The sequence below is a fragment of the Haloarcula sp. DT43 genome (assembly GCF_037078405.1).
GTDB lineage: Archaea > Halobacteriota > Halobacteria > Halobacteriales > Haloarculaceae > Haloarcula > Haloarcula brevis.
The window spans coordinates 1,179,347-1,197,276 of the sequence record NZ_JAYMGZ010000001.1; the positions used below are offsets into that span (position 1 = coordinate 1,179,347).

Sequence of the window (17,930 nt, forward strand, 5' to 3'; positions counted from 1 at the left end):
ACTTTCGCCCGAGCGTATATGATACCCCGCCGTATAGCAGTTATAACGGAACGCTATGTCGGATACGCCGAACTTGTTGTACGTCGGTCCTGCCGACGAGGACGCGGACACAGCCACACCGGACGCGTCGGCCACAGTCACGACAGTGACGGGCGCGCTGTCGGAACTGGCCGACCGGCCCTACGACATCGTCGTCTGTGAACAGACCCTGCCGGGGGACGAGTCCGGCCTGGACGTGCTGGCGGCGATACGCGCCGACTATCCGGGGCTTCCGGTCGTCCTCACGACGGCCGAACCGGACGGCGCGGTCGCCGCCCAGGCGACGCGTCACGACGTGACCGAGTACGTGCCCCGCAGCGAAGTGTCGCTGTCGGACCGAGTACGCGACATCGCGGGGCGCGAACCGATGGATACCGACGAGGGTGCCGCCGGCGACGGCCGGGCGAGACTCCCGCCGACGCTCGCGGCTCCGTTCGACGCCATCGCCGGCAGCATCTCCGACGCCGTCGTCACAATCGACGACGAGAGCGAGATAGTGTACGCGAACGACGGGGCCGCCGAACTGACGGGCTACGACCGCGGGGCGCTGGTCGGAGCCGACTTCGCGGAACTGATTCCCGAGCACCTGCGAAGCGCCCACCGCGAGGGCATCGACCGCTACCGCCGGACCGGCGACCGGAACGTCGACTGGGACTCCCTCGAACTGCCGCTCGTGACCGCCGCCGGGGACCAGCTGACCGTCGCGGTGTCGTTCGGCGACTTCGAGCGAGACGGGCAGTGGTTCTGTACGGGCGTTCTCAGGGACATCTCCGGCCGGAAGGAGCGCGAGCGCGCCCTCGAAGAGACGAACCGGCGGCTCGACCTGGCGCTCGACGCGACCGACACCGGCGTCTACGAATGGAACCTGGGAACCGACGAGATGGTCTGGGACGACGCGACCGCGGCCCTCTTCGGGACGACGCCGGACGCCTTCGAGGGCACCGTCTCGGCGTTCTACGAGTACGTTCACCCCGACGACCGCCAGTCGCTCGAAGCGGCCTTCGAGCGGGTCACCGACGGCGACGAGCGGTTCGACGCCGAGTTCCGGGCCGCCGTCGACGGGGAGACGCGGTGGCTCCGGACCCGTGGCATCGTCGAGGACCGCGACGCCCAGCCCCCGCGTCTGGTCGCCATCGTCACAGACATCACGGAGCGCAAGGAGCGAGAGCGGACGCTGCGTGCCAACAACGACTCGCTCCAGGAACTGACACAGCTGGCCACCGCGGACGGACTCAGCGAGACTGCGACCGTCGAGCGGGCCATCGGAATCGGGCTGGACCGGCTCGGGATGTCGTTTGGCTACCTGAGCCGTATCGACGATGGGGTCCACGAAGTCCGGACGGTCGTCGGCCGCTCCCCCGTCGAGCCCGGCAGGCAGACGGCGCTTGAAGACACCTACTGCAAGCGGGTGCTCGAAACCGGCGACCTCTACGCGATTACCGACGCCGCCGCGGCGGACGGGCACGTGGCGGAGGTGTACCACGACTGCGGTATCGCGTGTTACGCCGGCGGCCTCATCACGGTCGACAGCGAACCGTACGGCACGCTCTGTTTCGCCGACCGACAGGCCCGCGCGGAGTCGTTCTCGGAGAACGAGGAGGCGTTCCTGAAACTGCTGGTGGAGTGGGTCAACCACGAACTCCAGCGCCGCCACCGCGAGGACGAACTCGAACGGTACGAGAACATCATCGAAGCGGTCGACGACGGCGTGTACGCGCTCGATTCCGAGGGCTATTTCGAGTTCGTCAACCAGGCGATGACCGACCTCACGGGCTACGCCGAGGACGAACTGCTTGGCTCGTACACCGGCTCCATCAAGGACGACGCCGTCGTCGAGCGCGCCGAGTCCATCGTCCAGGCGATGATATTCGGGGACCGCGACGACGAGGAGTCGTTCGAACTCGAGATACAGCAGGCCTCGGGGAACTCGTTCCCCGCTCAGGACCACATGACGCTGCGGTACGACGACGACGGGCGGTTCGCCGGCACCGCGGGCGTCATCCGGGACATCACGGAGCAGAAACGCCGCGACGAGGCGCTGTCGGGGCTGCTGGACACGACCCGGTCGCTCATGCAGGCCCAGACGCCACAGGAGGTCGCCGAGACCGTCATCGCGGCGACCGAGGTGGACCTCGGGTTCGACCACGCGCTCGTCAGGCTCTACGACGAGGAGACGGACACGCTCCGGCCGGTCGCCGCCAGCGACGAGGTGCCCGAACGGCCGGTGTACGACGCCGACGAGGGGTTCCCCGGCGACGCGTTCGAGCGCGACGAACCGATGGTCGTCGACGAGTTCGAGCGGGTAGACAACTACGAGTCGAACGTGCTGACCGCGGCGATGTACCTCCCGCTCGGCGAGTACGGCGTCGTGAGCATCGGCGCAGAGGCCGGCCACGAGTTCACCGACTCGGACGTCTCCATCGGGGAGATTCTCGCGTCCAACGCGGTCGCGGCGTTCGACCGCGTCGAGCGAGAACGGAGCCTGTTGCGGTACGAGTCGGTGGTCGAGAACGTCCGTGACATGATGTACGTCCTCGACAACGAGGGCCGGGTCCAGCTGGTCACCGAACCGCTCGCGGAGTGGCTCGGCTACGAGCGGGACGCGCTCCTGGGCCAGCATCCGAGTACCGTCCTCGAACAGGGTGCCATCGACGAGTTCGACCGCCGCATCTCCGACCTCTGCCGGCAGGGCGGGACCGGCGCGGTCCAGTTCGAAACGACGCTGGAGACGGCCACAGGCGAGCGGCGACCGGCCGAAATCGAGGTGTCGCTGCTCGACGCCGACCAGTTCCGCGGCACCGTCGGCGTCGTCCGAGACCTGACCGAACTCAAGCAGGCCCGGGCCGAGCTAGAGGACGAGCGCGACCGCTTCTCGTACCTGTTCAACACGCTCCCCGACGCCGTCATCGAGACGGAGACGGTCGGGGACGAGTCCGTCGTCAGGTCGGTCAACCCCGCTTTCTCCGACGTGTTCGGGTACGGCCAGGACGGGGCCGTCGACAGCCCGCTGTCCGACCTCCTCCGGCCGCCGGACACCACGGGCGACACGCTCCCCCGGTTCGACGAGACGCAGACGAACGGCGACGCATTCCAGACCGAACTCCGGCTGATGACCGAGACCGGGTTCCGCGACTTCCTCTTCCGGGGCGTCCCCTACAGCCGGGACGGCGACAGCGTCCGTGGGTTCGGTATCTACACCGACATCACGGACCAGCGGGAGCGCGAACGCCGGCTGAAACTGCTCAACCGCGTCCTCCGGCACAACCTCCGGAACGACCTGACCGTCGTCCTCGGGATGGCCGACGCCCTGGCGGAGCGCATCGACGACGCCGAGCGTCGGTCCATCCTCCGCAGGCTCCAGCGGAAGGCCGAGGAGATGGCGGCTCTCGGCGAGCGCGCACGCGAGATGGAGCGGTCCGTCCGCCGCGACCAGTTCGGGCAGGACCCGGTCGACGTGCCGGCCGCCGTCTCCGACATCGTCTCCACCTACCGGGACGAGTACGCCGGCCGGATAGAGACGGACCTCCCGGAGCAGTCAGTCAGCGCGGGCGACGGGCGGCTCCACCGGGTTCTGGGCGAACTCGTCGAGAACAGCCTCGAACACGGCGGCGACGAGCCCTCGGTTCGTGTCGACGTGCAGGCGGGCCAGCAACTCATCGCGATCACGGTCGCGGACGACGGGCCGGGGATTCCACAGCACGAACTCGACGTCGTGACCGGCGACGAACCGATAACGCAGCTCCGTCACGGGACCGGGCTCGGGCTGTGGCTCGTCGTCTGGGTGACAGAGACCTACGGCGGGACAGTCGAGTTCGACAGCGGCCCGGACGGCGGGACGGTCGTCACGCTGGAACTGCCGCGGATGGACGCCTAGATTGCCTCGCGGATGCGGTCGGCGAGGACGCTGTACTGCTCCGTGCCCGTCCCCTTCTGGACCACGGCAGTGACGCCGTGTTCCGCGGCGGTGTCCGCGACGTCGTCGTACTCGCGGGCCGTAAACAGCAGGAACGGGATGCCGACGCCGTCGTCCCGGAGCGCCCGACACAGCTCCATCCCGTCCAGCCGGGGCATCTTGTAGTCGCTGACGACCGCGTCGAAATCGTCCGCCGTTGCCAGGTCCAGTGCCGTCTCGGGGTCGGTTTCGGTCGTTATCTCGAACCCGTCCTCCTGTCCCAGAAACGCACCCACTATCTCCAGGACGTCCTCGTCTTCGTCTACCAGTAGGACCTCGATACTCATCGGTTCTAGGTCCGTGGTTCCCCGGTAAAAACTCTCGGTCACCGCATCGCGTCCAGGTCGACGACGACCGCCCTGTCCACGGTAATCCAGGTCGATAGCTTGGCGACGCCGGAGAGCCCCCGCGGCGAGACGGTACAGCGGTCCGGTTCCCCGGTGTACTCCACGACGGTCATCGACAGCTCCTGTGGGGCCCCCGGCCGCTCGTCCGTCGCGCTCCCGCTACCGTCCGGGTCGAGGCTCATCGGTACGAGAGACTGCTCGGGGATAGTGTAAAACAGCTGCTAAGAGGTCTCTATACCGCTCGGGAGAGCTATGCCGCCTGTCCGGTGTCGACTTCGCCGTCGATGCGGACGAACCCGTACTCACACTCCGGGCAGTGCCACTTGACCTTGGTCCCCAGGTGCATCGTCGTGCTCGCGACCTTCCAGAAGTCGCGGTACTCTTCGCATTCGGGACAGTAGTGTTCGAGTTCGAGGCCCATACCGAGTTGGTTCCGCGGGGGTACAGTTGAACTTCCCGGTTCCGTCCGGGCCGTCGAAGCAGGCAAGCCGCTCGAACCCCTGGGTCCGGTATGCCATCGACGTACGAGCCGACCCGGCCGACCGAACTGGCCGTCGACGCCGACGCGCCGCCGCCGTCGGCGACCGAGACGGCGACGTTCGGCATGGGCTGTTTCTGGGCCCGGACGCGCGGTTCGGCGCGATGCCGGGCGTCGTCAGGACGCGGGTCGGCTACGCCGGCGGGACCGAACCGACCCCCAGCTACTACGCGCTCGGCGACCACACCGAGGTCGTGCAGGTCGAGTACGACCCCGACGCGGTGAGCTACGCGGCCCTGCTCGACGTGTTCTGGGCGAACCACGCGCCGTTTTCGGCCCCGCACAAGCGCCAGTACCGCGCTGTGGTGCTGGCACACGACGACCGCCAGCGCGAGGTCGCCGAGCGGACGCGAACCGACCTCGAATCGCGGACGGGGACGGCAGTCGAGACGGCTATCGAGAACCTCGACCGGTTCTACCTGGCAGAAGACTACCACCAGAAGTACGAACTCCGCTCGACGCCGGTGGTCGCCGACGAACTCGAAGACCGTTGTGGCGACGGGTTCGTCGATTCGACGGTCGCTGCCCGGCTCAACGGCTTCGTCGCCGGCCACGGGGACGACGCCCAGCGCGAGGCGCTGTTCGCCGAACTGGACCTCCCGCCGGCCGCCCTCTCGGAGGTCCGCCGCCGGCTCTGAGCCGGCGGGTCGGCCGCTCCCCAAGGATTCGCCCACGGCTATAAGACGCTGGCAGTGCCAGCATCAGCTATGACTATCTACACCGGCCGCGGCGACCAGGGCCAGACGGACCTCCGGAACATGGAGCGGGTCTCGAAGGACAGCCGCCGCATCGAGGCGTACGGCACCGTCGACGAGGTGAACGCGCTGGTCGGCGTCGTCAGGCCGACCGGCCACGACGACATCGACGAGAAGCTCCGCGTCGTCCAGAACCACCTCCACATCGTCCAGGCCGACTTCGCGAACCCCAGCCCCGACGAGGACGACCCGCGGATACAGGAGTCCCACGTCGAGACGCTAGAGGACCTCATCGACGAGGCCGACGCGGAACTGGACCCGCTGGAGTCGTTCATCCTCCCCTCGGGGTCGGAGCCGGGGGCGAAGCTCCACCACGCCCGCGCGGTCTGTCGGCGCGCCGAGCGCCGCTGTGTCTCCTTCGCCGCCGAGGAGGCCGGCGTCAACGAGACGGCCATCATCTACCTGAACCGCCTCTCGGACGCGCTGTTTACCCTCGCCCGCCTCGTCAACAAGCGCGAGGGTGTCCGCGAGGAGAACCCCGAGTACTGAGCGCCTCCACCCGGCCGCCGCGGTGGGCGGTGCCGCGTCGGCGGTTCGCAATAGCAAAGTGACCGGCCCGGAAGGGTGAGGTATGAAAGCGACCGCGAAGGCACATCCGATTCAGGGGCTGGTGAAGTACCACGGGATGCGCGACGAGGAACTGCGGCTGCCGTACCACGACAGCATCTCCGTCTGTACCGCGCCGAGCCACTCGAAGACGACCGCGGCCTTCGACCCCGACCGCGAGGAGGACGTGTACGTCATCGACGGCGAGACGGTCACCGGCCGCGGGGCCGAGCGCATCGACGCCGTCGTCGACCACGTCCGGGACCTCGCCGGCATCGACCACGGCGTGCGCTTCGAGTCGGCGAACAACTTCCCGACGAACATCGGCTTTGGCTCCTCGTCGTCGGGCTTCGCCGCGGCGGCGATGGCGCTGGTCGAGGCCGCCGGGCTGGACATGACCCGCCCCGAAATATCGACGGTCGCCCGCCGCGGCTCCTCGTCGGCCGCCCGAGCGGTGACCGGCGCGTTCTCCCACCTCAGGACCGGGATGAACGACAAAGACTGCCGGAGCGAGCGCATCGAGACCGACCTCGAAGACGACCTGCGAATCGTCGCCGGGATGGTCCCCTCCTACAAGGAGACCGAGGAGGCCCACAAGGAGGCCGCCGAGAGCCACATGTTCGAGTCGCGGATGGCCCACATCCACGGTCAGATTTCGGATATGCGAGACGCACTGTACGACGGTGACTTCCACCGGACGTTCGAACTCGCCGAGAAAGACTCGCTGTCGCTGGCCGCGGCGACGATGACCGGCCCCGCCGGCTGGGTGTACTGGCAGCCCCGCACCATCGAGATTTTCAACGCCGTCCGGGAGCTTCGAAACAGCGAGGACGTGCCGGTGTACTTCTCCGTCGACACCGGCGCGAGCGTCTACATCAACACCACCGAGGCGTACGTCGACCGCGTCGAGGAGACGGTCGCGGACTGCGGCGTCGACACCCGCGTCTGGGACGTCGGCGGCCCCGCACAGGTACTCGACGAGGACGCGGCGCTGTTCTGAGCGCTCGTTGCCCCGGACCGCCCACGCTCACCCGGCCCCGTGGTCGACCGGTCGCCGGAGGCGGAGTTCCACGTCGGTGCCACCGAGGCACCCCTCCGAGACGGCGACCAAGCCGTCCGATTCGCGGACTATCCACTGGGTGAGCCACAGGCCCGTCCCCGTGCTGTGAGAGAGCGGCGTCTCCGTCCCGGTCGCCAGGACGCCTCCTGCGTCTCGGGGAGGCCCGGACCGTTGTCGGCGACCGTGAGCGTGACCCGGTCGGTGCCGGCCTCGGGCTCGGCGGTCACCTCGACGCGGGGGGTCGCGGCGTCGTTGTGCTCCACCGCGTTGTCGAGCGCGTACGGCAGCAGTTCGTGCCCGACGACGCGTCCCTCGACCCGGACGTTCCGGCGGAGGTCCACGGCCGCCTGCTCGGCCCGCAGACGCCCGGTCCGGTCACGGAGCAGGGCGTCGAGGTCGAACGTCGTCCGCTCGGACCCGTCGCCGTGTTGCAGTTGCTCTATCTGGTGTGCGGCCTCGCTCAGCCCCCGGATGTCCTCGATGCGGTCGGCGATGACCTCGACGTGCTCGCTGTCGCACTCCTCGGCGAGCAGGTCCAGGTGGCCGCGGACGACGGTCACGTCGTTGCGGATGTTGTGGCGAAACAGCCGGTTGAGGACGGTGATCCGCTGTTCCCGCTGCTTCTGTTCCGTGATGTCGTTGACGACCAGCGACGCGCCGTCCGTGCCGTCGCCGTTGAGCGGCGCGCCCCACAACTGCACGTCGAACGACGACCCGTTGGCGTGTCGGTGGCAGGCCTCGACACCGGTCAGGGACTCGCCGTCGACGAGCGACCCGAGTAGCTCGTCGAGTTCGGCGGGGGATTCCCCCAGCGTGTCGGCGTAGGCCCGGCCGGTCACCTGTCCTTCCGTCCACCCGAACAGCCGCTCCGCGCCGTCGTTCCAGAACTGAATCGACCCGTCGGCGTCGATCACCACCACCGCCGCGGGGACCGACTGGACGATGGCCGAGAACCGTTCGACCAGCGACCCGACCGAGTCCGCCAGGATTTCGACCTCCGCGTCGCGGTCGAGCCGGGCGTCCAGCAGCGTCAGAAACTCGGACAGCAGTGTCCGGGAGAGGGCCTCACGCTCGCGGACCGCGCTGTCCTGGTACGCCTCCAGCAGCGCCTGTCGCGTCTCCGTGTGACCCGCTTCGGTCAGCGACTGGAACAACTCGCCAACGAGTAACTCGACACCGTCGTCCATTTTAGGCTAGCCTAGTCGCCACGGTACGTGAATATAAATGGTACGGTGGGTCGTCCCCACGGAGACAGGCCTATGAGCGTCTGGTCCCAACCGGGCGGTATGCGCGTCGCCGTTCTCGGAGCCGGATACGCGGGGCTCACGCTCGCACGGAAACTCGAAGGGACGCTTCCGGACGGCGTCTCGCTCGTCGTCGTCGACGAGCGGCCCGAGCACCTCGTCCAGCACGAACTCCACCGGGTCGTCCGGCGGCCGTCGCTGGCCGCGGAGATAACCGTCGACTTAGACGCGGTGCTGGACTGCGAGATTAAGCAGGCGACGGTCACGGATGTCGCCCCCGACGAGGGGACGGCGACGCTCGACGGCTCGGAGACGCTGTCCTACGACGTGGGCGCGGTGTGTCTCGGTGCCCGGACGGCGTACTACGGCCTGCCGGGCGTGCGCGAGCACGCGACGCCGCTGAAACGGCTCGAAGACGCCCGCGACATCCGCGAGCGGTTCCTGGCCCTCGACGACGGCGACCGCGTGGTCGTCGGCGGCGCTGGCCTGTCGGGCGTGCAGGTGGCCGGCGAACTGGCCGAGATGCGCGAGGACGGCGTCGAGGTCCTGTTGCTCGAACAGGACGACGCCGTCGCCCCGTCGTTCCCGCCGGCGTTCCAGTCGGCGGTCCACGACGCGCTCGTCGACGTCGGCGTGACCGTCCGCACGGGGACGGGTGTGGTCGGGGCCGACGCCGACGCGATTGCGCTCGACGACGGCTCGGACCTATCGGCGGACCAGTTCGTCTGGACCGGCGGCATCGAGGGGTCGCCGGCGCTCGACGCCGACCGGCCCGTCGTCCGGGCGGACCTCCGACTCGGCGAGTCGACGTTCGCCGTCGGCGACGCCGCCCGGGTCGTCGACAGCGACGGCGAGGCCGTCCCGGCCAGCGCGGCGGCGGCCATCCGCGAGGCCCGCGTCGCCGCCGACAACATCGGGACGCTCGTCGACCGCAAACGGGGCGACGCCGGCGGCTTCGGGCCGCGGCTCACACAGTACCAGTTCGACGTGCCGGGGTGGCTCGTCTCCGTCGGCGACGACGCCGTGGCGAAGGTCGGCCCTTCCGTCCTCACCGGGCGGGCCGCGCTGGCGCTCAAGACGACCGTCGGTGCGGGCTACCTGGGAACGGTGGGGGCCGTCGAGAACGCGGTCGACCTCGTCAGCGAAGAACTGAATCTCGACGCGGACGGGACGGACGAGCAATAAAACAGCGGCGCAGTCAGTCCTCGTCGCCGTCGGTCGCGCTCCCGAGCACGTCGTCGGGCTCTATCCAGATGACGAACTCGTCTTCGTCCTCGCGGTCGACGACGCCGTTGATGTACTCGCCGTCGACCGGCGCGGAGTTGACCTCCGACTCGGCGACGGGGACGACCTGTCGGACCTCGTCGACTATCCAGCCCATCGCGCCTTGCTCCTCGAACACGTCGGCGTCGAAGACGACGATGAGGTTCTGCGTGCCCTCGCTGTCGATGTCCATCATCTCCTTGGGGTCCAGAATCGTCGTAATCTGGCCCCGCAGGTCGACGACGCCATCGACGTAGTCGTCGGTGTTGGGAACGCGGGTGACCGTGTCACGTTTGACGATTTCCTCGACGTAGTCGATGTCGAGACAGTAGTACTCGTCGCCGAGCGCGAACTCGAGCACCCGGACCAGCTCTTCGGTCTGTGTGGACTCGTCGTCGACCGCCGCGGCGCGAGCGCCGCCCTCGGTCGTCGCCGCGTCGCTCCCTTCCATCGCCTCCTCGATGAGTTCCTGGTCGGGCAGTTCGACGCCGGTCGGCCCCTGCATCGGGTTGGCCGACGCCGAGAGGTCGTCGGTCGGCTGGTCGACAGCGTCGGCGTCCGAGTCGGTGTCACCGGCCACCTGCTCGGAGGCCTCGGCCGCCCGCTGTGCGGCGGCCATCGCGTCGGCGGTGTCGTCGCCGGCGTCCGAGTCAGCCTCGTCGCTCTCGGCCGTCTGTCCGTCGGCGGCCACGTCGTCGGTGTCGGCGGTCTCGGTCGCCGGCTCCTCGCTCTCCGGTGGTTCACCGGCCCCGTCCGCGGAGGCGTCGCCCGCTTCCTCGGCGTCGTCGGTACTTTCCGCCTTGTTCCCCTCGCGCATCTGCCGGATGCGCTCCGCCCTGTCCATGCGTTCGTCGTCACTCATGCTGGTACCTCTGTGTCGGTAAAGCCGAACTGCTCGTCGAGTTCCGCGGCGATGTCCTCGAAGACAGCCGCCATGTCACACGGTTCCTCGGCCGCGAAGATAGACTGGCCGGCGCTGAACGCCCGCTGGAGCGCCACGCGCTTGCGGACCTCCCAGACCGGGCTGTCCGGGAACGCCATGTTGAACCACTCGAGCATCGTCTCGTCCTCGGAGGTGGTCTCGACGCGGTTGGCGACGACCCCGAGCGTGGTTATCGACGCGTCGGTCCCGCGCTCCATCGCGGCCATCTGGTCCATCAGCAGTTCGATGGCCCGCTCGGAGGTGGCCTCAGTCAGTGCGGGAACGAGGACGTTCTGTGCGGCGTACATGCCCGTGTCCGTCAGTTTCCCGTAGAACGGCGGGCAGTCGATGATGACGTAGTCGTAGTCGGCCTCGACCGTCGACAGCGCCCGGTCGAGCGTATCGAGCGCGTGTGACCCGGTGACCATCTCCGGCGTGACGTTGATGGCAAACGAGGCCAGCGCGTCCCGGTCGACGTCCCCGCCCTGGGTGTTGGCCCGGGCGAGGAGGTCCGCGATGGTCAGTTCGTGTTCGGCCTGGAGCATGTCGATGCTCGACGGAACCACGTCCATCTCCTCGCCCTCACAGATGAGGTCGCCCAGCGCCGACGGGTCGCCGGTCAGCGCGTCGAACAGCGTCGGCGGGTCGGCGTCGTAGGCCTCGACCAGACCGACGCCCTCCGTCGCGTTGCCCTGGGGGTCGAGGTCGATGAAGAGGACGTCCCGGCCGCGGTCGTTCAGTGCACCGGCTACGTTGATAGCAACCGTCGTCTTTCCGGTCCCGCCTTTCGCGTTGGTCACGCAGAAGCGGGCTGGACCGGTTTCTGATTGCCGGCTCATCGTCGAAGTATCCACAGGTCGACCCCGAGTCACTATAAAAATGTGGTCCCGATTATCAACGCCGCAACTGGGGGACGGCACGCGGCAGAGCGGGAAACGCCCGTGAACGCGTGCATGACGGCCGTCAGACGGTGTGCAAGATTTATGATTGTGTAGATTGAAGGGTCAGTATCATGACCATCAACCCGCGCGACTACGACCTCGACGAGCTACGGAAGATGGCTCGCCAGCGGGGGAACGGGATGGGCGACGAGGAGGTCCCGGACCCGACGAACCTGGATATGGGACTGGACGGCGACGACGAAGAAGTGCTCGCGGGGAGTTCCTTCCGCTCCGGGCTGTACCGCGAACTCCTGCCGTTCCTCGGTGGCGAGGCCCAGGAGAAGCCCTACCTCGAAACCCTGCCAGAGACGTACGCCGCGGAGTTCGTCGTCTTCGAGTGGCTGGAGTTCCTGCTGATGCACTCCGGCTACCAGGGGGCCGACGAAGCGCTCGACTACTACCGCTCTATCGACTGGATAACCGAGGCCGTCCAGGACGACCTCTCGGACTACCTGCTCGGCATCGACGAGTCCGCGACCAACGACGACAACGAACTGAGCGTCGACGACCACATGCTGAGTCTCGTCTACGTCGCGAAGCTCACCGCGATGACGTAACCCCCTCTTACTCGCCCGCTCCGAATCCCTGACAGCGCCGGCCGTCCGTATCGACTGCCCGAGGGGACGGCTATCAGACATGAATACTAGGGAGAGGATATATAGCGGGCGGTCGACAAGGACGACCGTACATGAGTGACGAGGATGCGGACGACGACACCGGGTCCGAATCGGACGCCGGTGTGTCGTCAAGCGGCGCTGCCGCTGTTCCGGTCGGGGTCAAGCTCGGGAGCACCCGGACCGTCATTGCCCTGCCGGGCGAACACGGCACGGAGAACCGGATTATCAAGACGCTGACGTGCATGGCGACCTACGAGGATGCCCTGACCGGCGAGGAGAAGGTCCTCTACGGCGAGGAGGCGGCCCGGGAGTACCCGGACCGCGTCCAGTACATGCTCCGGTCGGGACTGCCCGAGGACGCCGACCGGGCCGAGATGACCAAGACGTTCTTCGAGGCGATAATCGAGGAACACGACATCCCGGAACACAGCGGCGTCGTCTACGCCATCCCGACCATCGACAACCCGACCGGGCTGGAGAACCTCCGAGACGTCATCGAGAACTCCCCTATCGGGCTGGACCTGGTCGAGAGCTACCCCGAGTCGCTATGTGGCTCTATCCCGGCCTTCGGCGACGACCTCGAAGCCATCGACGAGATATTCGTCGCCGTCAACATGGGGTCGACGAACCTCGAAGCCTCCGCCTACCGCCGGGGCGAACAGCTCTCCCCGTTCACGACGGGCGCGGTGACCGGCAACGAGGTCGACCGCATGATAGCGAACTACGTCGAGGAAGAGACTCAGGGCCGAGTCAACATCGACACCCAGACCGCCCGCGAGTACAAGGAGGAACACGCCGATTTCGTCGACTTCGAGCCGTTCACGGACATCATCCAGCAGCCCGGCGGCGGCTCGCACGAGTTCACCATCGAGCGCTCGGTGATGGACGCCCTCGACGAGTACCTTGACGACGCCGTCGACGAACTGGCGAACACGTTCCTGCCGGAACTGGCCAACGACTACATGAAGGTGTACCAGCTCGCGCTGGACCGACCCATCGCCCTCACCGGCGGCATGGCTTGTATCCCCGGCATCGTCGACGAGTTCGAGGAGCGCCTCAGCGCGGAACTGAACCGCGACATTGAGGTCATCGCCGCCGACGAACCGGACGTCGCGCCGACCATCGGCGCACAGCGCATCGCGGCGCGGCTCGTCGAGACCAACTAGGGGTTCCGCCAGCAGTTCAGCCACCGCTCGATTCTCGGCTCCGGTCGCGCCATCCTGTGGCCCCGACCGGTCGATAGCAGTTCGAACACGTCGGTGTCGATGCCGAGGCTGGTCGCGTCGGTCGAGAGACCACCCTGTGGGCTCCGCTCTCCGAGACGGCTCCGTGCCATACGTCGCGTTCGGGCACATGATACCTAAAGCCAAGTCAGACGGCCGTCTGCCGGCCGGCGGACGGCCCGGCACGAGACCGTGGCCCGACCGGGGACTGTCGGGTCGATACACCCGAGAATCGTATTAATTTACGGCGTCGGTATCAGAATAGATAAGTGAATATCAAGGCCTAAGACGTATTCTAACCCGATAATGGGAAAAATTATCAACTTGAATAATTGCGAGGGCGACCCGCCCGACCTCCTCACCGGGACCGGTCCGGGGGGGCTCCTCTCGTCGGGGTATCTCCACGACGGCCCGGCGCTGGCGGCCGTCGACGACGACGAGACGCCGCAGTTCGTTCTCACCAGCCGCAAGCACGGCGTCGAAATCGGTCCGCCGGACGCCGGCGAGACGGTCCAGCCGGGACGCAACTATCGCATGATAGGGGTCGTGACGGACAAGCGGTTCCTGGTGCTGGTGGGCGACGCCGACGGCGATACGCGGTTTTCCGTCCCGCACGTCGACCTCGACCAGATAGCCAGCGACAGGTCGCTGGGGCACGGCCGGGTCACGTTTCGGCGGTGTGGCGACACGGAGTGGCGGGTCCACTGCGGCAAACAGGGCCTCGTCGACCTGACCGCGTACCTCTCGCACGCGTCGCAGGCGTGGGTTCGCGTCGAGAACATCCTCGACGAGGTCAAGCGGATGCTCGTCACGGCGACCGAACAGCGCGACCAGGGGGACCACGAGGGGGCGCTGGAGACGGCTCAGGAGGCCGGGGACCGCCTCGACACGGCCGGCGAGACGGCCGCCGAGTTTGGCCCGCCCGGGGACGCGAACGCGCTCGAAGGCCGCGTCAGGACCGTCCGGGAGCGCCACGCCGCGACACTCACCGAGGTTCGGCGCAGTCGCGCCCGGCGGGCGGTCGACACCGGCGAGCAACGCTGGCGGGACAACGACTTCGAAGCGGCCTACGAGGCCTACGACGCGGCGCGGTCGGAGTACGACGCCATCGTCTCGCTCCCGAGCGAGTCCGTCCCCGACCTCGCCGACGTCCGCGAGGAACGCGAGCGACTGGACGACGTCGTCGCGGACCTCGAACGGTCGCCGCTCCGCACCGCGGTCGCGGCCGACAACGAGGCCGTCGCGGCGGAGGACCCCGCCGTCGCCGCCGACCACTGGGCCGAGGCGCTCGACGCCTACCGCGAGGTCCTCGAACTCGACTGGGGCGCAGACGAGCGGCGATTCGCCGGCGACCCCGAGAAGGTCCGCGACCGGCTGGGGGCCGTCGCGGAGAACCTCGTCGCCGCCCGGCGGACCGTCGCCACGGACGCGATGGAGGCCGGGGACTGGTACGCCGACGCCGGCCAGCCCGACGTCGCCCTGGAGGAGTACGAGGCGGCACGGGCAGCGTTCGAGACGGCCCTGGCGGCCGCGCGGGACTGTTACCCGGACGCCACCGACCACCTGGAGGCGGAACTCGACGCCGTCGAACAGCGACTCTCGCGGACGGAGGCCAGGCTCGGCGGCGAGCGCGTCGACGTGGACGAACGCTTCGACGAGACCGAGCCGGTGCCGGACGTGGACCTGCCGGCCACCGACGACCGCTCGCTGTCGCCGGCCGACACCGCCGACCTCGCGGACGCCGAGGGCGGCATCGACGACGCCGACCCGAAAATCGACCCGACCGGCCACGGCGGGTCGTAGTCACGCCAGCGTCGCACCTACAGCGACCGTTCGCGCACTGGAACCTCGCCAGCGGCGGCTCCGTCGCGAGGACAGACCTAGATACACTGCACCATGTGAATGAAACCCACAATTCGGCCGTTACAGACCGTCTCCCGGCCGACCCCGACTATGGGCGGGAGAAAGTTTATATTCTTTAGTGAAGTATATACAATTATAATGGACTGCACCAACTGTGGCACACGGATGTCGTACAACGACCAGACGACGAAACTCACCGAGTTCGTCTGCCCCAGTTGCCACGAGACCGTCATCGACTGGAAGGCCCAGGCCCGCAACGCCCGCGTCCACTAGTTCCGCCCGCCGGTTCCGTTTCTCCGACAGTCTCGCTCGCAGCCACCACTCTGTCGAGTGACCGCTCCATTCTCGGACACCGCCATCGGCCCGTGCTGACGGCCCGCCGGAGACCGCCGGGCCCGGACACTTCGGCGACGGAAGCCACAAGAGCGTGCACGTCCGTTCAGAAACGATTGCCGAATGTTTTTATATTTCAGGCGGAGATAACGGGGCAATGGCAGATTCGCCACGCGTCGGCTGTCTCTACGCCGGTTCCTGTACGGACGAGCAGGCGGCGGCGTACGACTGGTGTCGGGAGGTAGTCGACGGCGCGGAGCGGTGTGCGCTCTCGGCCGTCGAGCCCACCGAGTACGACGTGCTCTGGTGGCATCGGGACGAACTGTTCGACGAGCGCGCGCTGGAAGACGCGCCGGCGCTGGCCGCGTACGTCCGCGAGGGCGGCTCGCTCCTGTTGACGCTGAGCGCGCTCTCGGCCGTCGAACCGCTCGGCTTCGAGGCGGTCGCGCCCGACGCCACCGGCTGGGAGGAGATTCCGGAGCCGACCGGCCACCTCTGGCAGTCCCTGTACGCCGACCACCCGATTCACGCGGACTACGACACCCTGCGCGTCCACACTCGCGGTCCCGGCGTGACGATTCCCTACGCGCGGTACGAGTCCATCGCGCCCCAGTCCGGTGACGTGCTCGCTAGCACGGTCCGGGGCGACACCGACGTGGTCAAGGGGATGACGGTCATCTCCTGGGAGCCCGGCGACGGACAGGTCCTCGGCGTCGGCTCCTCGGTGGCGTTCGCCCAGCCGACCCACGACGTGTGTCGGGGCAACCGCGAGACGCTCGTCCGGAACGCGCTGGCGTTCCTGGCGACGGACGAGCGGCATCCGCTGACCGGCCGCCCGAAGGACGTCGACACGTTCGGCCAGTTGCGCGAGCGCCTCGACGACGACCCGTCCCGGCCGTCCTACCACGTCACCCCGCCGGCGAACTGGCTCAACGACCCGAACGGGCTCATCCACTGGAACGGCCGCTACCACCTGTTCTACCAGTACAACCCCGTCGGCCCGTTCCACAACACCATCCACTGGGGCCACGCCGTCAGCGACGACCTCGTCCACTGGGAGGACCGCCCCGTCGCACTCACGCCATCGCCCGACGGGCCCGACCGGGACGGCTGCTGGTCCGGGTGTGCGGTCGACGACGGCGGCGTCCCGACCGTGCTGTACACCGGCGGTCGGGACAAGCGCCAGCTCCCCTGTATCGCCACCGCCGCGGACGACGGACTCACGGCCTGGGACAAGGACCCGGACAACCCCATCATCGAGGAGTTGCCGGCCGAACCGGAGGTGCTCCGCACGGAGGACTGGGAAGGGGAGTTCCGGGACCACTGCGTCTGGCGCGAGGACGGCACCTGGTATCAGCTCATCGGGGCCGGCATGGAGGGCGGCGGCGGCGCGGCGCTGCTGTACGAGTCCTCGGACCTCCGGAACTGGGCGTATCGCGGCCCGATTCTGACCGGCGACCGCGACACCGCCGGCACCGTCTGGGAGTGCCCGGAGCTGCTCGACTTCGGCGACCGCCAGCTCCTCCACGTCTCGAACTACGAGGACGTGGTGTACTTTCTGGGCACCTACGCCGACGGCGAGTTCGAGGTCGACCGCCGCGACAAGCTCGACCACGGCGACTTCTACGCCCCGCAGTCGATGTGGACCGACGACGGCCGCATCCTGACATGGGGGTGGCTCCCCGAGGCCCGCGACGTGAGCGGGCAGTGGGACGCCGGCTGGTCCGGCGCGATGTCGCTGCCCCGCGAACTGTCCCTGGCCGACGACGGCGGCCTCTGCCAGCGGCCGGCCCCGGAACTCACCGCGCTACGGGGCGAGAACACCGGCTACGACGCCCTGCGCCTCGGCCCCGGCGACACGGAGCGGCTGCCGGTCGAGAGCCGGTCGTTCGAGCTTCGCGCCACCGTTCGGCTGGAGGACGCCGAGGCCGTGGAGCTGTCCGTCCTCGAATCGCCGGACGGCGAGGAGCGGACGCCGGTCCGGTACTCCTACGAGAGCGAACTCGCGGTCGACCGGTCGGCCTCCAGCACCGACCCCCAGGCCACCGGCGACACCCAGTCGATGCGGGTCCGGCCCTACGACGCGCCGCTGTCGCTGCGCGTCTTCGTCGACGGGAGCGTCGTCGAGGTGTTCGCCAACGAACGCCACTGCCTGACCAGCCGGGTGTATCCGACCCGCGAGGACGCGACCGGAATCTCGCTGTCGGCCGAGGGCGGGCGCGCGACCGTCGCGTCGCTCGACGTCTGGGAACTGGACGCCGCCTGGTAAACAGCCGCGGCCGGACGT

16 protein-coding genes and 1 pseudogene are annotated in these 17,930 nt (G+C 68.3%); 10 read left to right on the plus strand and 7 right to left on the minus strand.

What is annotated here, in order from left to right:
* Positions 1–55 precede the first annotated feature (55 nt).
* Entirely contained in the window at positions 56–3,913 is a 3,858-nt protein-coding gene (locus tag VI123_RS06365; RefSeq protein ID WP_336337191.1) for a PAS domain S-box protein, read from the plus strand.
* On the opposite strand, the gene VI123_RS06370 is transcribed toward VI123_RS06365, so the two are convergent.
* The 3 genes from VI123_RS06370 to VI123_RS06380 form a co-directional block, all read right to left on the minus strand.
* Positions 3,910–4,278 (minus strand): response regulator, encoded by a 369-nt coding sequence (locus VI123_RS06370; protein WP_336337192.1) that lies wholly within the window; start codon positions 4,276–4,278, stop codon positions 3,910–3,912. The two genes, VI123_RS06365 and VI123_RS06370, sit on opposite strands and share 4 nt — an antisense overlap.
* Positions 4,279–4,316: 38 nt before the next feature.
* The gene (locus tag VI123_RS06375) at positions 4,317–4,520 is read right to left on the minus strand and encodes a DUF7511 domain-containing protein (protein WP_336337193.1); all 204 of its coding nucleotides are present in this window, start codon (positions 4,518–4,520) and stop codon (positions 4,317–4,319) included.
* Between the two features lie 68 nt (positions 4,521–4,588).
* Positions 4,589–4,759 carry a DUF7838 family putative zinc beta-ribbon protein gene (locus VI123_RS06380; protein WP_336337194.1) on the minus strand — a complete coding sequence of 57 codons (171 nt, stop codon included), beginning with the start codon at positions 4,757–4,759 and terminating at the stop codon, positions 4,589–4,591.
* A gap of 90 nt (positions 4,760–4,849) precedes the next feature.
* Here VI123_RS06380 and msrA point away from each other — a divergent pair.
* The 3 genes and pseudogenes from msrA (at position 4,850) to mvaD (ending at position 7,177) form a co-directional block, all read left to right on the plus strand.
* Positions 4,850–5,514, plus strand: a pseudogene (msrA, locus tag VI123_RS06385) (peptide-methionine (S)-S-oxide reductase MsrA).
* A 69-nt stretch (positions 5,515–5,583) separates the two neighbouring features.
* Positions 5,584–6,120: a cob(I)yrinic acid a,c-diamide adenosyltransferase gene (locus tag VI123_RS06390; RefSeq protein WP_336337196.1), complete on the plus strand. Its 537-nt coding sequence runs from the start codon at positions 5,584–5,586 to the stop codon at positions 6,118–6,120.
* 82 nt (positions 6,121–6,202) lie between these two features.
* The gene (gene mvaD, locus VI123_RS06395; protein ID WP_336337197.1) at positions 6,203–7,177 is read left to right on the plus strand and encodes a phosphomevalonate decarboxylase MvaD; all 975 of its coding nucleotides are present in this window, start codon (positions 6,203–6,205) and stop codon (positions 7,175–7,177) included.
* Between the two features lie 128 nt (positions 7,178–7,305).
* On the opposite strand, the gene VI123_RS06400 is transcribed toward mvaD, so the two are convergent.
* Positions 7,306–8,424, minus strand: coding sequence for a PAS domain S-box protein (locus tag VI123_RS06400; protein ID WP_336337198.1), 1,119 nt, complete (start codon positions 8,422–8,424; stop codon positions 7,306–7,308).
* A gap of 99 nt (positions 8,425–8,523) precedes the next feature.
* On the opposite strand from VI123_RS06400, the gene VI123_RS06405 reads away from it, so the two are divergent.
* Entirely contained in the window at positions 8,524–9,666 is a 1,143-nt protein-coding gene (locus VI123_RS06405) for an NAD(P)/FAD-dependent oxidoreductase (RefSeq protein WP_336337199.1), read from the plus strand.
* A 13-nt stretch (positions 9,667–9,679) separates the two neighbouring features.
* Here the strand turns inward: VI123_RS06405 and VI123_RS06410 are convergent, their stop codons facing one another.
* Both VI123_RS06410 and VI123_RS06415 read right to left on the minus strand, forming a co-directional pair.
* Positions 9,680–10,606, minus strand: coding sequence for a chemotaxis protein CheW (locus tag VI123_RS06410; protein WP_336337200.1), 927 nt, complete (start codon positions 10,604–10,606; stop codon positions 9,680–9,682).
* A complete protein-coding gene (locus VI123_RS06415) occupies positions 10,603–11,505 on the minus strand; it encodes a ParA family protein (RefSeq protein WP_336337201.1) in 903 nt (300 codons plus the stop codon). Before VI123_RS06415 ends, VI123_RS06410 begins: the two co-directional genes overlap by 4 nt.
* A gap of 173 nt (positions 11,506–11,678) precedes the next feature.
* Between VI123_RS06415 and VI123_RS06420 the strand changes: the two genes are divergently transcribed.
* Entirely contained in the window at positions 11,679–12,164 is a 486-nt protein-coding gene (locus tag VI123_RS06420; RefSeq protein ID WP_336337202.1) for a FlaD/FlaE family flagellar protein, read from the plus strand.
* A 131-nt stretch (positions 12,165–12,295) separates the two neighbouring features.
* Entirely contained in the window at positions 12,296–13,390 is a 1,095-nt protein-coding gene (locus tag VI123_RS06425; protein WP_336337203.1) for a hypothetical protein, read from the plus strand.
* On the opposite strand, the gene VI123_RS06430 is transcribed toward VI123_RS06425, so the two are convergent.
* Entirely contained in the window at positions 13,387–13,560 is a 174-nt protein-coding gene (locus tag VI123_RS06430) for a hypothetical protein (protein ID WP_336337204.1), read from the minus strand. The two genes, VI123_RS06425 and VI123_RS06430, sit on opposite strands and share 4 nt — an antisense overlap.
* 193 nt (positions 13,561–13,753) lie before the next feature.
* On the opposite strand from VI123_RS06430, the gene VI123_RS06435 reads away from it, so the two are divergent.
* The 3 genes from VI123_RS06435 (at position 13,754) to VI123_RS06445 (ending at position 17,912) form a co-directional block, all read left to right on the plus strand.
* Positions 13,754–15,250, plus strand: coding sequence for a hypothetical protein (locus tag VI123_RS06435; RefSeq protein WP_336337205.1), 1,497 nt, complete (start codon positions 13,754–13,756; stop codon positions 15,248–15,250).
* Between the two features lie 198 nt (positions 15,251–15,448).
* Positions 15,449–15,583: a hypothetical protein gene (locus tag VI123_RS06440; RefSeq protein WP_336337206.1), complete on the plus strand. Its 135-nt coding sequence runs from the start codon at positions 15,449–15,451 to the stop codon at positions 15,581–15,583.
* Between the two features lie 217 nt (positions 15,584–15,800).
* Positions 15,801–17,912, plus strand: a complete 2,112-nt coding sequence (locus tag VI123_RS06445) for a GH32 C-terminal domain-containing protein (RefSeq protein WP_336337207.1) — start codon at positions 15,801–15,803, stop codon at positions 17,910–17,912.
* Positions 17,913–17,930 lie beyond the last annotated feature (18 nt).

Coding starts and splice junctions, on each gene's coding strand:
- VI123_RS06365 (WP_336337191.1), top strand. CDS start 56: ATGTCGGATACGCCGAACTTGTTGTACGTCGGTCCTGCCGACGAGGAC.
- VI123_RS06370 (WP_336337192.1), bottom strand. CDS start 4,278: ATGAGTATCGAGGTCCTACTGGTAGACGAAGACGAGGACGTCCTGGAG.
- VI123_RS06375 (WP_336337193.1), bottom strand. CDS start 4,520: ATGAGCCTCGACCCGGACGGTAGCGGGAGCGCGACGGACGAGCGGCCG.
- VI123_RS06380 (WP_336337194.1), bottom strand. CDS start 4,759: ATGGGCCTCGAACTCGAACACTACTGTCCCGAATGCGAAGAGTACCGC.
- VI123_RS06390 (WP_336337196.1), top strand. CDS start 5,584: ATGACTATCTACACCGGCCGCGGCGACCAGGGCCAGACGGACCTCCGG.
- mvaD (WP_336337197.1), top strand. CDS start 6,203: ATGAAAGCGACCGCGAAGGCACATCCGATTCAGGGGCTGGTGAAGTAC.
- VI123_RS06400 (WP_336337198.1), bottom strand. CDS start 8,424: ATGGACGACGGTGTCGAGTTACTCGTTGGCGAGTTGTTCCAGTCGCTG.
- VI123_RS06405 (WP_336337199.1), top strand. CDS start 8,524: ATGCGCGTCGCCGTTCTCGGAGCCGGATACGCGGGGCTCACGCTCGCA.
- VI123_RS06410 (WP_336337200.1), bottom strand. CDS start 10,606: ATGAGTGACGACGAACGCATGGACAGGGCGGAGCGCATCCGGCAGATG.
- VI123_RS06415 (WP_336337201.1), bottom strand. CDS start 11,505: ATGAGCCGGCAATCAGAAACCGGTCCAGCCCGCTTCTGCGTGACCAAC.
- VI123_RS06420 (WP_336337202.1), top strand. CDS start 11,679: ATGACCATCAACCCGCGCGACTACGACCTCGACGAGCTACGGAAGATG.
- VI123_RS06425 (WP_336337203.1), top strand. CDS start 12,296: ATGAGTGACGAGGATGCGGACGACGACACCGGGTCCGAATCGGACGCC.
- VI123_RS06430 (WP_336337204.1), bottom strand. CDS start 13,560: ATGGCACGGAGCCGTCTCGGAGAGCGGAGCCCACAGGGTGGTCTCTCG.
- VI123_RS06435 (WP_336337205.1), top strand. CDS start 13,754: ATGGGAAAAATTATCAACTTGAATAATTGCGAGGGCGACCCGCCCGAC.
- VI123_RS06440 (WP_336337206.1), top strand. CDS start 15,449: ATGGACTGCACCAACTGTGGCACACGGATGTCGTACAACGACCAGACG.
- VI123_RS06445 (WP_336337207.1), top strand. CDS start 15,801: ATGGCAGATTCGCCACGCGTCGGCTGTCTCTACGCCGGTTCCTGTACG.